Genomic DNA, 12,930 nt, shown 5'->3' on the forward strand with positions numbered 1-12,930 from the left:
TACTAATATTTTTCGTAAATTTATACCCGATAAGGTATAAAATATGCTATTAAATGAGTTTGTAAAGGAAAGGCGCAAGCAAGCGAGCCTGACACAACCAGAACTGGCGGTGAAGGCAGGTGTCGGCCTCCGGTTTATACGGGACCTGGAGCAGGGGAAAGAGACTCTCCGCCTGGATAAGGTGAATCAGGTGCTGCAGCTCTTCGGGCACCAGATAGGACCCGTACCTACAACACATAACATAACTACCTGATGCGAAAAGCCGAGATAAAGCTCCACGACAGAACGGCCGGCTGGCTGACGCAGGACGAGAACGGGTACCATTTTGTGTATGACCCGGCCTACCTGCAATCTCCTGCGCCAGAACCGGTCAGCCTTACGCTACCGCTGCAGGAAAAGCCCTTCACCAGCAGGGTCCTGTTCCCGTTCTTTGACGGACTGATCCCGGAAGGATGGCTACTGGACATCGCCGAGCGCAACTGGAAACTAAACCCGCGGGACCGCATGGGATTACTGCTCGCCTGCTGCCAGGACTGCATCGGAGCTGTAAGTGTATACCCGGTTGATGAGGAGGGAAACGCATGAAAAGGTGTCTGTATTGCTATCAACTCCTGGCAGAACATGAGGGGGACTTCCATGCGCGCTGCAGCAAAAAGCTGTTCGGACAGGCAACCCCTCCTACCCTGCCATATACGGAGGCACAAATGGAGCAGCTGGCTGAGCAGGTGATCCGGAACCATGCCGCGGTCACTGGGGTGCAACCGAAGCTGTCGCTCGACCTGGCACCGGGACCGACTGCTGCCGACCCCAAGCGCTTCACCATCGTCGGCTTGTGGGGAGGCTACATTCTGAAGCCACCAAGCCCACATTATGCCCAACTTCCGGAGGTAGAGGACCTAACCATGCACCTGGCAACCATCGCCGGAATAACCGTGGTGCCGCACAGCCTGATCCGTTTGAAGTCAGGAAATCTGTCCTACATTACCAAACGCATAGACCGCACACCGAAAGGCAAGCTCCACATGGAGGACATGTGCCAGCTGACGGAACGGCTTACGGAAGATAAATACTATGGCTCTTACGAACAGATAGCCAAGGCTATCCTTAGGTACTCGGTCAACCCGGGCCTGGACGTGATTAACTTCTTTGAGCAGGTACTCTTTTCCTTTCTCACTGGGAATGCGGACATGCACCTGAAGAATTTCTCCCTGCTTCACCAGCCTGGCTTCGGACCAGTCTTGGCACCGGCCTATGACATGGTGGCCACGGCTGTCGTGAACCCGGCAGATGACGAAGACCTGGCCCTTATGCTCAATGGCAAGAGGAAGAAAATCAAAAAGGAAGACTTCATAACAGCATTCACCACCCTCAAGCTGAACGAAAGACAACAGCAGAACCTTTTTAGCAAGATGATTAAGGCGAAGGCCAAATGGGTCTCGTTTATAGACACCAGCTTTTTAAGCGAAGGAACTAAAGAAGCCTATAAGGCTGTGATGCACGAAAGATTTTCCAGGTTGGCTTAAGTGACTGCCCCCGAGGCAGGATCGGCGTTGTTGAGCGCGACTAAACCCATTGCAGCATGTCTGCTTGCTCCTGTTGGTGCAACGATCCTTGAACCAGCACCTGCTTCACGCCAAATCTCAGTAGAATGTTATTCCGCTGATGAGCTCCTCCCATTTTTAGGACCGGTCAAAAGTAGAGAATTCAGGTTTTACTATATTTTTTTGTATCCACTCCTCCGGTGTTCTGTCACCTAGTGAACTGTGGGGCCGGAAGCCATTATACTCCTGCCGCCAGGCCTCGATCTTTTCCTGGGCATCCTCCAGTGACAGGAACCAGTTCACGTTCAGACACTCGTCCCTAAAGCTCCCGTTGAAGGACTCAATAAAGGCATTATCCGTTGGTTTTCCGGGCCTGGAGAAGTCCAGCGTCACCTTGTTGTCATAGGCCCACCTATCCAGTGCCTTGGAGATAAACTCGCTGCCGTTGTCCACCTGTATACGCTTGGGCAGCTTTTTAGTGTCCTGCCTGATGCTCTCCAAAGCGGTTACAACATCTTCTCCCTTTAGTGACTGTCCCACCTGAATCCCTGGGCATTGGCGGCTATAATTATCCACTACAGTTAAGCAGCGGAATTTCCTGCCGTCGAAGAGCTGATCTGCCACGAAATCCATGCTCCAGCACTCATGGTTAGTAGAGAGCTCTGGGCGTTCCAGCCGATGGGCCGCAGCTTTGCTTCTTCTGGGCCTTTTGCTCCTTAGATTCAGCCCCTCGTCCTTATAGAGGCGATGTACACGCTTATGGTTATCCTTCCAGCCCTCCCGCCTGAGCAGGATAAAGATACGCCAGAACCCGTAGCGGACCCTTACCTGAGCAATCTCCTGCATCCGCTTCCTGATCACTGAGCTGTCCCTGGCCTTGGAGCGGTAATACCAGCCGGAGCGATGGAACTGCACTACCTTACAGGCCCTGGTGATGGAAACGCGGTAATCATCGGTCAACTTTGAAGCCAGCCCTTTTAGCTGGGCTGGCTTCAAAGCTTTTTTCGCAGTACGTCCTGTAGCATTTGCTTGTCCAGGCTTAGGTCCGCCACCAGCTTCTTCAATTGTAGGTTCTCCTCCTCCAACTGCCGCAGCTTGCGCAATTCCGATACTCCTAAACCACCATATTTTTTCTTCCAGTTATAGAAGGTGGCCTCTGATATACCCATTTCCCGGCATACTTCTGCGACAGAGACTCCTGTCTCTGACTGCTTGATGGCGAAGATGATCTGCGCCTCAGTAAACTTTGATTTCTTCTTGGCAATTCGCTTTTGGTTCTATACGATTATTGCCCGTTTTCTCTACTTTACATTGGTCCGTTTTTTAGGGGGGAGGTCAAACTTTAAACGGAATGAAAAAGACACGCTTCACAGAACCACAGATCATCAAGGAGCACGAGAACGGCCGCCTCAAGAAGATGTTCGCCGAACTCTCGCTGGTGCACCACGCTCTGAAGGACGCAGTGGGAAAAAAGCTGTAGGGCCTGACGAGAAAAAGGCGCTGGTGGAGTTTATGGTAGAGGAGCACGGGGTGAGCGTTCGTCAGGCTTGCAAGGCCGCAGGGGTGGCCAGAAGCACCTATCAGTACAAAGCAACAGAGAAATACGACAGCCTGATAGAGGAGCAGCTGCAAAGCTTGGTGGAGAAGCACCCGGCCATCGGCTTCTGGCAGTGCTTCCATAGAATCAGGAGAAAGGGCCATGCATGGAACCACAAGAGAGTCTATAGGGTCTACAGCCAACTGAAGCTGAACATCCGCAGGAGACACAGGAAGAGATTGCCGGCACGTGTGAAGCAGGCCCTGTTCCAGCCCGGGAAGGTCAACCAGGTATGGTCGGTGGACTTCATGAGCGACAGCCTCTGGGACGGCCGCAAGTTCAGGCTCCTCAATATTGTCGATGACTACAACCGGGAGATCCTCTCGATGGAGACGGACCTGTCGATCCCGCCCATCCGGCTGATAAGGGTGCTCGAGTACCTCAAGGAGTTCAGGGGGCTGCCCGAGATGATCCGGGTAGACAACGGACCGGAGTTCATCTCAAACAAGTTGGAATGCTGGTGCAGGGAGAACAAGGTAAGACTGGTGTTTATACAACCTGGTAAGCCCATGCAGAATGCTTACATCGAGCGCTGCAACGACAGCATCAGAAGAGAACTGCTCAATGCTTACGTGTTCAGAACCCTTTCAGAGGTGCGCCAGAAGGCTGAGGAATGGATGGAGGACTATAACCACCACCGCCCGCACCAGGCGCTGAACTTCAGGGCGCCCGCGGAATTATTGGAGGAAACTGTAACTTGAAAAATTAACTTTACGATGGCCTAAAGAGAGATAGTCAAGATATATTGAATATGACGCATTTAACCACTTAAACTGTCAGATTATACCATGACTACTCAAGACAAAATTATCAAAAACAAATTAGAATTGCTAAACCTGACCGAGATGCTGGGCAATGTATCGCAGGCATGTAAAGTGATGGGGTACAGCAGAGATTCCTTCTACCGCTTCCAACAGCTCTACGAGCAGGGCGGCTCATCAGCCCTGCAGGAGATCAGCCGCTCAAAGCCCAACATCAAGAACAGAGTAGAGCAAGCCGTTGAGGACGCAGTGGTAGCACTTGCCACCGAGCAACCTGCCTTTAGGCAACTGAGAGCTTCCAATGAGCTCAAAAAGCGCGGCATCTTCATTTCACCAGGAGGGGTGCGATCCGTGTGGCTGCGTTACCAGTTAGAGACTTTCCCTAAACGATTGAAAGCACTTGAAGCCAAAGTGGCTGAAGAAGGGCTGATCCTGACCGAAGCGCAGATTGCGGCCCTGGAGAAAGCCAGGGAAGAGAAGACAGTGCACGGTGAGATAGAGACGCACCATCCAGGCTACCTGGGAGCGCAGGATACTTATTACGTGGGCTACATCAAAGGCGCGGGCAAGATTTACCAGCAGACCTTCATCGACACCTACACTAAGGTGGCGCAGGCGAAGGTCTATGATAGGAAGAACTCGTTGCTGTGGCCGACATGCTCAATGACAGGGTGCTTCCGTTTTATGAGCAGCACGAGCTGAAGCTGCTGCGCATCCTCACTGACCGTGGAACCGAGTACTGAGGAGCCAGGGAGCACCATGAGTACGAACTCTACCTGACCATTGAGGACGTCGACCACAGCAAGACGAAGGCCAGGAGCCCGCAGACCAACGGCATCTGTGAGCGCTTCCACCGTACTATGCAAGACGAATTTTATGCCATCGCTTTTCGTAAAAAGGTGTATGCTACGTTAGAGGAACTGCAGGAAGACCTGGACCTGTGGCTGGAATACTACAACAAGGAGCGGACGCATACGGACAAATACTGCTTTGGCAGGACACCCTACCAGACACTGCTCGAAACCATTCCGCTGGCCAAGGAGAAAATGCTCGACAGCTTGAGGCAAGATCCTGTCAAACATTTTTTTTTGGAACCAGCCCTTACACCCGAAGACGAAGGGGTGGTGCAGAAAAAAAATGAGCCCAACGGCGCGGGCTCATGGAACACAACTTTAGGGCAGATGCCTGTCAGCTAATCCACAACTGGCAGAGCATATCTTGACTATTACACTTTTATAAGAATACAATTCCTCCATTCGTGTAATGTGCCAGGGGTATGTTTCTGCAAGCTTTCCAGTAGGTATATAGTCGCTGACTTACCTTAGGCATAGGGGTTGTCAAAGGCGAATACAATGACGCACGTATGCCATACTCGTCCTATTGCCCACCTGCTCTGTTGAGCTCTTCCAACCTTGTACTTCTGTTTTTCGATTTAAAGTTCTGCCCACGCTGAAAGTTGTACCTCAGGTTAAGCCTGACGCTTTTTGCCATAAAATAGTTGACAAACGTGAACATATTGCCGTTGTAGCTGGCGTCTCCGCGCGCTTCCCTAGTCCTGAAAACGTCGGTGGCGCCAAGCATCAGGTCCAGTTTGTCATCCAGAAAGGATTTCTTCAGGCCAACATCCATCCACCACTGGGTTTTGAACTTGTAAACCCCATAGGTGGTGGGTGAACTGTATCCCGCTGTAGCCTGTAACTGTAGCCCCAGTGGTAGCAGCACGTTATGTGTGGACTGGGCAGTAAATGTGAACTGTTCGTTTGTTAGCTCCTTGTCCTGTAACAGTATTTTGTTCCGCTGATGCCCAGCCACCAGATTGTTGCTCACATCCCAGTTTTTCAGCACCTTAACAGGTGCTATAAGGGTGGCGCTAAAACTCTCTGACTTGTCAATATTGCGCTCCTGGTATATGGTGGTGTTGTTTTCGGAGTTCTGTTGCGGCACCTCTGCAAAGAAATCTTTGGTGTGGGTGTAACCCAGCACTAAATTGTACGTGTTCTGCAGGGTTTGAATGAGCTGGAACGAATTTGTGTACTGCGGTTTCAGGTCCGGGTTCCCCTCTGCCCAACTGTACGGGTCCTGGTAAAAAATAAACGGGTTCAGGGTACGGTAGTTGGGCCTGTCAATGCGACGGCTATAGTTATAAACAATCTTGTAGCTGCCGCTCACCTTATGCGTCAGGAAGAAGCTGGGGAAGAAATCAAGATAGCGTTTCTTAATAGTTTCACCGCCTCCAACTGGCTTGCCTTCACCTATGGTTTGCTCTCCTCTTAAGCCAGCTTGAAGGTTCCAGCTCTCACTCATCTTGATGCTAAGATTTGCATAAGCAGCAAAGATGTTTTCGGTGTACCGGTAGTGGTTGCTCCTGGCCTCATCCAACACTTGACGGTTTTTCTGTTCTGGATCGGCAACGTAAAAGCTTAATTGATTACCCGATAGGACATGGCTGCCTTTAAACCCCATCTCCAGCTTTGTGTTTTCCAGAATGTTGGCTCCAAAGTCTATGTTCGTAGAGTAAATATCATAATAACCAGGGTTATAAGTTTTCAGTAGCTCCTCGCTCCCCGCTCCTGTGTTTAGGTTACGAAAACTGTTTGCATAGCGAGCCTCGTTGTTATTATTTAACTGTATGTAGTCCAGGTTTATGGCGAGGCTGGTGCCAGTCGTATCCAACAGGCCACTGTAGTGCAGGTTAAAGGCGCTGCTGTTGCTGGTAATATCATTAAAGTTGCCTGCCTTTACAAACGTGTGCACACCCTTTGCCCTATCGTTCATGTCAGTATCGGAATAGAAGGCACGGTCGGTGGTGCTGTGGCTAAAGTTAGCCACAGCACCAACGCTATGTTTGTCGTTAAAATCGTAGTCGGTACCCAAGCGCAGGGCGGGCGTGCTTGTGGCCATAAGCTCGTCACGGAGCTGGTGAAAACGAGCGTCTGCACCAGCCTCATAAAACTCCCGGATCATAACCCCTTCGCGCAGGCGCGGGCGCTTTGCTACGTCCGCACTGACAAAGGAATTCCAACTCCCCTTCTTGTAGTTTACGTTTGCGCCTGCGTTATACCCTGAAGCCTTGTTGTACTGATACCCTCCGTACAAACTACCGTTCATACCCTGACGGGTATTCTGCTTTAGTTTTATATTGATGATACCGGAACTTCCCGCAGCATCATACTTTGAGGATGGATTGGCTATGACTTCTATACTTTTCACATTCTCTGCAGACATCGCTTCCAGCATACTTTGAAGCTCTTTCCCAGAGAGGAAGGAGGGCCTCCCGTCTATCATCACGCGAACACCGGCCTTTCCGTTTAGCTGCAGGTTGCCATCCTGGTCTACCCATACCCCCGGTGACTTTTCAAGCACCTCATAAGCTGTGCTGCCTGCCGCCAGTGCAGTTCCTTCGACACTTACCACCATCTTGTCTGCGTCCACTGTTATGGTGGGTCTAAGAGTTTGTACAGTTACCTCCCTCAGCATTTCAGCGTTTTCCTTTAAAGTAAGGACACCAAAATCTTTGCGCATCCCTCTGGCAATTACCTCAAAAGGACCGACAAACATTGTTCTATATCCTATTGCGCTCAGGCGAAGCAGGTATTCCCCCTCGGCAGGTGTGGGAACGGCAAAGTCACCTTCAGCCCCTGTTACGACACCTGTCACTGCAGTAGAGTCGCTAGTATGGAGTACCGCCACATTTGCATAGGCCAGTGCAACTCTTTTTTCATCTTGTAGTTTCCCTGTTAACTGGGCTAGGGAACTACCTGTTAGGATGAACAGTAGGAAAGCCGTTAAAATTAAGTTTTTCATCATGTCGTTTAGAGTAAAGCAAATAGCTTCAGGAATAGAAGGAGAAAAAGTGGTACCGCACTTCTTGCACCCAAATGTTAACCAGGAATTTTCGCAGGTGATAGATGTCGGTAAGCCGAAGCGAACTATTTCACTTTCGCATCGTAGCAACGGTCTTTGCCATATCTAGAAGATATGCTTCTGTAGACCTTTTTAATAAGTGAAAATTATCAGTGTTGAACTGTATGGCTACAGCCAGGTCTAAATCAGGGAAGTAGGCAGCATCAGTTACATAGCCGGGAAACCAACCGCTGTGCCCATAGCTTACTCCTGCTTCTCCTCCAGGTCTAATCTGCATGGCTAACCCATACTGGTGATTTTTACCTGTGTTAGCAGTTACACCCTTCCGCATTTGCTCCCTCGTATCAGGTGACAGAGCTTTAAACTCATAATAGGCCTTCGCCCAAAGGGCTAGATCTGAAGCGCTGGATATAAAGCCTCCCCCGGCCCATTCGAACTGTGGGTTGAGAATTAACTCTCCGTTTCTCACCATAGCGCCTTCCACTGGGAAAGGTCCTCCCGACCTGACATACCCCACGGCAAGGTTATTGTACTTTCGCTTTTCGGACGGCTCTGTAGCGGACAAGGCATAGGGAGCAATGACATGGGTAGCAATTAGGTCATACATTTTATCACCGCTGATCTTCTCTACAATGTAGCCAAACAGGATATAGTTGGCATCGGCATAGTTAAATTTGGTCCCCGCTTCGAACAAAGGTTCGCGGTCAAACACGTAGGCTAGAAGCTCCACTGGCTCCCATCTGTGAGAGGGATTGCTTTTAAGCCGCTGCATGAAATCGCCCTGCTCCAGGTATTCTTCTATACCGGAAGTGTGGTTGAGCAGCATGCGCATGGTGATGTTTCGTGCATTTGGCAGTCTGTCAAACCATGTTTCGTGGCCTATGAATTTTTCAATTTTATCATCAAGTCCAAAAAGGCCCTGCTCTGACAGCACCATGGCTGATGCGGCAAAGAGTGTCTTCCCATTGCTACCAGACAGCATTCTGCTATTTGGGTCCATAGGCGTATGCTCAAGCGAATCCGCTATGCCTGTTGCGATAGCGATCTTTTCCCCGTTTGGTAACACGGCAGCAAAAGTGGCTCCTGGGAACCCGTTGGCTTTTTGTAGCGAGTCGAGCTTAGTCTGCAGCAGCTTTTTTAAAACCACAGTCTGTGCTGGAGTCTGTGCTGCTAATCTGAAATAGCAAAAGAAAAGTATCAGCAAAGTGCTGGTAAATAATCGCTTCATAGGGTATGTATTTTATAATCAACTTACATTCGCCTTGGAAGAAGCAAATGGAAAGTTGTCATCCTTCCATAGGAATCCAATAAGAGACCACCTCTTCCTCAAGGCAATAAAGTAATGACTTTTTGAAGTTTGTTTACTTGTACAATCCTGTCATTTAGCACAATTCATTTTCATCCAAAGTTAACTTAATGCCTATGGCGGGACTCCCGCTGCCACCACTGTGAGGCTAATACCCTTGTCTCAGAACTTTGTTCGGCAAGAGCAAATAGCCGCAAGCAGCCTACCTTATAAAGCCTGGTAATCATAAAATGACAGAAAGAGCCATATCAGGTAACAGCCGGAGAGCGGGCAGCTGTTGTCGATGCCGCTATGAGCTTTACAGGAACCCTGCACATAACCGGCAGCATGACACCTGCTTCCATCAGCCGCTAGTACTTTAGTGACAGTGGTGTTAAAAGGCTGTCCGGGTTTACTTGTACCACCCTTCAATTGGGCAGGAAGTTACAAAGCTCCCTATGTGGAAACAGTTACATTTGCAGCAATCGACAGGGCTAGCAATGCCCACCTATCCAAGATTACTACAACTTTACCCTTTACACCACCAGTTAAACTTTTAAAACATGAAAAAGACAACTCTATTACTTTTACTTCTGCTAATGTGTATGCTCACATTCCAGTCTATCGCCAAACCTAAAAACCCGAAACAGGTTCCTGTCTTGACGCTTACCGGCACCGGGTACAACCGCGGGTTACAGCATGGATATCAGTTAAAAAAGCAGATAGCAGAAGTTTACTACAAGTGGAAAGAAAGCATTAGAAAAGACACTGGCAAAGATCCTGATGCAGTTATTGCTGATTTCCTGCAAACATCTAATTATCAGGATGCCATCCAGCAGTGGACACCGGACCTTTGGCAGGAGATTCAGGGCATTGCGGTCGGCTCCGGGCAAAAGATGGATGACGTGCTGGCGTTTCAACTGATTGATGAATATTGGGGCTACCTGGATCGCCTGGAGAACGGTTCAGTCGACAAGGACCATTGTAGTGCCATCGGCGTGGCCGCGACTCAGGATCGCCCAACATTCGTGGCTCAGAACATAGACATTGATACCTATATGCAGGGGTACCAGGTACTGCTGCACATTGGCTCAAGCGAGCAGAACATGGAGCAATACGTGATGACCTGCGCTGGTTTTATCGGTTTTGCTGGCATGAACAACAAAGGTGTAGCAGTAGTAATCAACGCACTGACTGATCTGAATAATTCAATAGATGGCTTACCTGTTACCTTTGTAACACGCGGAATACTGCAGCAGACGTCAGGACAGCAGGCGCTCGATTTTATTAACAAAGTACCGCATGCCACTGGTCAGAACTATCTCATTGGAACCCAAACAGAAGTCATCAACTTTGAAGCATCGGCCAATCAGGTAGTACCTTTTTTCCCTGTTGAAAATAAAAACTTGGTCTTCCACACCAACCATTCCTTAAAGAACCACGATATCAAACCTTGGATGCAGGAATACCACCAACGTATAAAGACAGGAACAGGCCAAAAAACGAACAGCCAGACAAGGTATGAGACGCTGCGTCAACGCCTGAACGTTTCAGAGACAGCACTAACACCAGAACTTATTAAAGGAACCCTTCGCTCAAAGGATCACGAGCGCTTCCCTGTTTGCGTATCCTATGATCCAGCGGCCGTAGCATTCACTTTCAGTTCTGTGATTTTTACCCTGGGCCATAACCCTTCGGTACAGGTAACCTACGGTTCACCAGATAAGTCTAAGTACCAGGAACACTTCTTTTACCTGCTAACACTCCAGTAGCCTGAGTGCTGTTGGACAGTTTGAAAGCATTAGGCATAAGCAACAACTTCAGTTCTAATCTTGTTGCTGTATAACCTTACTTTACATTTCAAGTTAATGTCGCAACAATATCCATCCTCCTAGAAGATTTTACCTGAAGGAAAGTTAGATGAACTTGTTGAACTAGCTACATACTCCAACCGGATGACATTTTTATCTCAACTGGGCTGCCATCTCCTCTGTAAAAGTCACAACATGTAAATGAACACAGAGAACAGTGTGTACTGAAACGGAAGTAGTGAGTCACAGCTAAGCTTGCACAGGACAAAGTAACGTATTCGCACCAGCGTAGTATAACTTATCAAATAAGACTAGACACTGTTGGGTTAGCAGAAAAAGTTACCCCAAACAAGCTTTACACAACAATTCACTCATAAAAGCATAGTTAAAACTACAGCGTATGGGATTTATCAAGTATCACCTGAGGCCGCCATTCAGCACTTTCAACTGTAGAACCTGCTTTGCGGCAAAAGTTTCTTTATCCCAAGAATGAAAGAGAACAGAAACTAATCTACGCAGAGTTACTTCCTCAGCAAATCGAGCTGCTCCGTGATATAGCCTGACTACGTGTAGCGGTTCTGCAGATCATGTATAAGCCTGCCAGAAGTTAGATACATTTACTTTCTGGCAGGCCCTCTTTTTCCTGAACTTGCTGCTAGATCGCTCCAGCCGTTCTTCGGGCATTCGCCTCACATGGCTGCCGGGTAGTGCGTGACGCTGAAACGGCGGAAGCATTGCTAACAGACTCCAGTTGCTGATTAGCTACCACCCTCTCTTCTAAGTACCTGCTCTTGTTATTCTTCATAGAGAAACAGGTAAGACATAGCCATGTGCCTGCGGGTACCCTGATTGGGGCACCCGCAGGCACATGCTTCAACCACAGTGACATCAACAGATTATATCAGCAACTCTAACTGTAGCAGTTTTAAAAGCCTCCAAAGATTAAGGCCTATGGAAGCCACTGTTAAAAATACGCGAAAGCACCGGTAGAAGCCTTGAATAACCTCTTGTGCACTGCCTCTGAAATCCATGGCGCTACAGTAAGTTCTTGAACTCTTTTTCCACGAGGCTTTCAAAGGGCCTGTAGTGACAGTAGTACTGACAGGAATCCGGTAGCGAGATGGTTTCCACTTCCTGAACTTTAAAAGACTGAAGCTGCAGCAGGTAAAGCTGATAGAAGGCCTTGTGCTGTGTTTTTAACAACAAGTGTCTGTATTTGTCAAACCCTAAGCAAGTCTCTCCATCCGGCGTATAAACTTCGAATTCTACAAAACCATTCTCCAGAATATCCTTGCTATTATCCTTGATCAAGGACAGCAGAACATGTTTGTCTTCTATTTTCTTTATCCACTTTGACGCACCTCTGCCCTCGCCATTGTAGTCCCTCACTGTGAGGCATACTTGCTGGACCTGAGGCACGATGTCGAGCACTTTGTAAAATATCTGCTCGAAAGTTACTTTTTGCAACTGTGATCTGACCACATGCCACTTGCTGCACATACTAGCAGTGTAGGTATCTTCTGCATCTCGCAGTTCTAGTAAACCATCTGTAACATTTTGAACTATGCCGGTAGGATAAAGGAAAGGAACAGTATCAGGGGATACGGTAAAAGAACTTATACCCTTACCCACAAAAACACCATTGCTCAACCGGATACTATAGATGGGGTCAGGTGATGAAAATGTTTCAACTCTGGTAGCCTCTAAGAGTTGACAGTCTGAAAGCCCAAGTACTTTCGCACGAGCTTTCACATGGTGGATTGCTTCACCTAAATAGTTGCCGTAGGCGTAAAAATCCGTAATGGAACATCTTCTCTTTCCCCAATGGCCCAGGAGTAATAGATACCATAGTGCATGTTCCATGTTCTTCTATAAGTCGTGTTATGATACAAGCTCAACACCTTTGGGTAGGGAGCAGGCAAAAACATGCTTCCGCCTGTTCTGTACTTTCATAGCAAGGGAACGAGTACAGCGATAACTTTGCATAGAGCAAGTTAAGTCACGTAAAAACTTGTCTAAACACTTATACTCGATAATGTATAACAGAGAAAAGCAGGAATCCATGAACAAT

Annotated in this window: 10 protein-coding genes and 1 pseudogene; 7 read left to right on the top strand and 4 right to left on the bottom strand. The window is 48.5% G+C overall.

What is annotated here, in order from left to right; all coding sequences use genetic code 11:
• Window positions 1-43: 43 nt before the first annotated feature.
• Genes CA264_RS11585 through CA264_RS11595 form a run of 3 tightly spaced genes read left to right on the top strand, consistent with a single transcriptional unit; the run spans window position 44 to window position 1,523 of the window.
• Entirely contained in the window at window positions 44-253 is a 210-nt protein-coding gene (locus CA264_RS11585; protein WP_025607315.1) for a helix-turn-helix transcriptional regulator, read from the top strand.
• Window positions 253-585 (top strand): HipA N-terminal domain-containing protein, encoded by a 333-nt coding sequence (locus tag CA264_RS11590; protein WP_025607317.1) that lies wholly within the window; start codon window positions 253-255, stop codon window positions 583-585. The genes CA264_RS11585 and CA264_RS11590 overlap by 1 nt, the downstream gene beginning before the upstream one ends.
• On the top strand, window positions 582-1,523 hold the full coding sequence (locus tag CA264_RS11595; protein ID WP_025607319.1) for a HipA domain-containing protein: 942 nt from the start codon (window positions 582-584) through the stop codon (window positions 1,521-1,523). Before CA264_RS11590 ends, CA264_RS11595 begins: the two co-directional genes overlap by 4 nt.
• A 156-nt stretch (window positions 1,524-1,679) precedes the next feature.
• Here the strand turns inward: CA264_RS11595 and CA264_RS11600 are convergent.
• A protein-coding gene (locus tag CA264_RS11600; RefSeq protein ID WP_418313996.1) for an IS3 family transposase occupies window positions 1,680-2,806 on the bottom strand; the annotation gives its coding sequence in 2 pieces (ribosomal slippage) (window positions 1,680-2,539 and window positions 2,539-2,806; 1,128 coding nt in all).
• An 86-nt stretch (window positions 2,807-2,892) separates the two neighbouring features.
• Between CA264_RS11600 and CA264_RS22375 the strand changes: the two genes are divergently transcribed.
• The 3 genes and pseudogenes from CA264_RS22375 to CA264_RS11610 all read left to right on the top strand — a co-directional run.
• A complete protein-coding gene (locus CA264_RS22375) occupies window positions 2,893-3,021 on the top strand; it encodes a hypothetical protein (protein WP_257791722.1) in 129 nt (42 codons plus the stop codon).
• Window positions 3,022-3,053: 32 nt separating this feature from the next.
• Window positions 3,054-3,839, top strand: coding sequence for an IS3 family transposase (locus tag CA264_RS11605; RefSeq protein WP_051364461.1), 786 nt, complete (start codon window positions 3,054-3,056; stop codon window positions 3,837-3,839).
• 87 nt (window positions 3,840-3,926) lie between these two features.
• Window positions 3,927-4,951 (top strand): annotated as a pseudogene (locus tag CA264_RS11610) (IS481 family transposase); the annotation flags it as partial.
• Window positions 4,952-5,276: 325 nt separating this feature from the next.
• On the opposite strand, the gene CA264_RS11615 reads toward CA264_RS11610, so the two are convergent.
• Window positions 5,277-7,706 (bottom strand): TonB-dependent receptor, encoded by a 2,430-nt coding sequence (locus tag CA264_RS11615; protein WP_051364425.1) that lies wholly within the window; start codon window positions 7,704-7,706, stop codon window positions 5,277-5,279.
• Between the two features lie 127 nt (window positions 7,707-7,833).
• On the bottom strand, window positions 7,834-8,991 hold the full coding sequence (locus tag CA264_RS11620; protein WP_025607327.1) for a serine hydrolase domain-containing protein: 1,158 nt from the start codon (window positions 8,989-8,991) through the stop codon (window positions 7,834-7,836).
• A gap of 620 nt (window positions 8,992-9,611) precedes the next feature.
• Between CA264_RS11620 and CA264_RS11625 the strand changes: the two genes are divergently transcribed.
• Window positions 9,612-10,820 (top strand): C45 family autoproteolytic acyltransferase/hydolase, encoded by a 1,209-nt coding sequence (locus CA264_RS11625; protein ID WP_025607329.1) that lies wholly within the window; start codon window positions 9,612-9,614, stop codon window positions 10,818-10,820.
• A gap of 1,074 nt (window positions 10,821-11,894) precedes the next feature.
• On the opposite strand, the gene CA264_RS11630 is transcribed toward CA264_RS11625, so the two are convergent.
• Window positions 11,895-12,722: a hypothetical protein gene (locus CA264_RS11630; RefSeq protein ID WP_025607331.1), complete on the bottom strand. Its 828-nt coding sequence runs from the start codon at window positions 12,720-12,722 to the stop codon at window positions 11,895-11,897.
• Between the last annotated feature and the right edge of the window lie 208 nt (window positions 12,723-12,930).

This window comes from Pontibacter actiniarum, from assembly GCF_003585765.1.
GTDB classification, from domain to species: domain Bacteria; phylum Bacteroidota; class Bacteroidia; order Cytophagales; family Hymenobacteraceae; genus Pontibacter; species Pontibacter actiniarum.

What these genes read in the sequence shown, in the direction of transcription:
- CA264_RS11585 (WP_025607315.1), top strand. Translation starts at nt 44, where the DNA reads ATGCTATTAAATGAGTTTGTAAAGGAAAGGCGCAAGCAAGCGAGCCTG.
- CA264_RS11590 (WP_025607317.1), top strand. Translation starts at nt 253, where the DNA reads ATGCGAAAAGCCGAGATAAAGCTCCACGACAGAACGGCCGGCTGGCTG.
- CA264_RS11595 (WP_025607319.1), top strand. Translation starts at nt 582, where the DNA reads ATGAAAAGGTGTCTGTATTGCTATCAACTCCTGGCAGAACATGAGGGG.
- CA264_RS22375 (WP_257791722.1), top strand. Translation starts at nt 2,893, where the DNA reads ATGAAAAAGACACGCTTCACAGAACCACAGATCATCAAGGAGCACGAG.
- CA264_RS11605 (WP_051364461.1), top strand. Translation starts at nt 3,054, where the DNA reads ATGGTAGAGGAGCACGGGGTGAGCGTTCGTCAGGCTTGCAAGGCCGCA.
- CA264_RS11615 (WP_051364425.1), bottom strand. Translation starts at nt 7,706, where the DNA reads ATGATGAAAAACTTAATTTTAACGGCTTTCCTACTGTTCATCCTAACA.
- CA264_RS11620 (WP_025607327.1), bottom strand. Translation starts at nt 8,991, where the DNA reads ATGAAGCGATTATTTACCAGCACTTTGCTGATACTTTTCTTTTGCTAT.
- CA264_RS11625 (WP_025607329.1), top strand. Translation starts at nt 9,612, where the DNA reads ATGAAAAAGACAACTCTATTACTTTTACTTCTGCTAATGTGTATGCTC.
- CA264_RS11630 (WP_025607331.1), bottom strand. Translation starts at nt 12,722, where the DNA reads ATGGAACATGCACTATGGTATCTATTACTCCTGGGCCATTGGGGAAAG.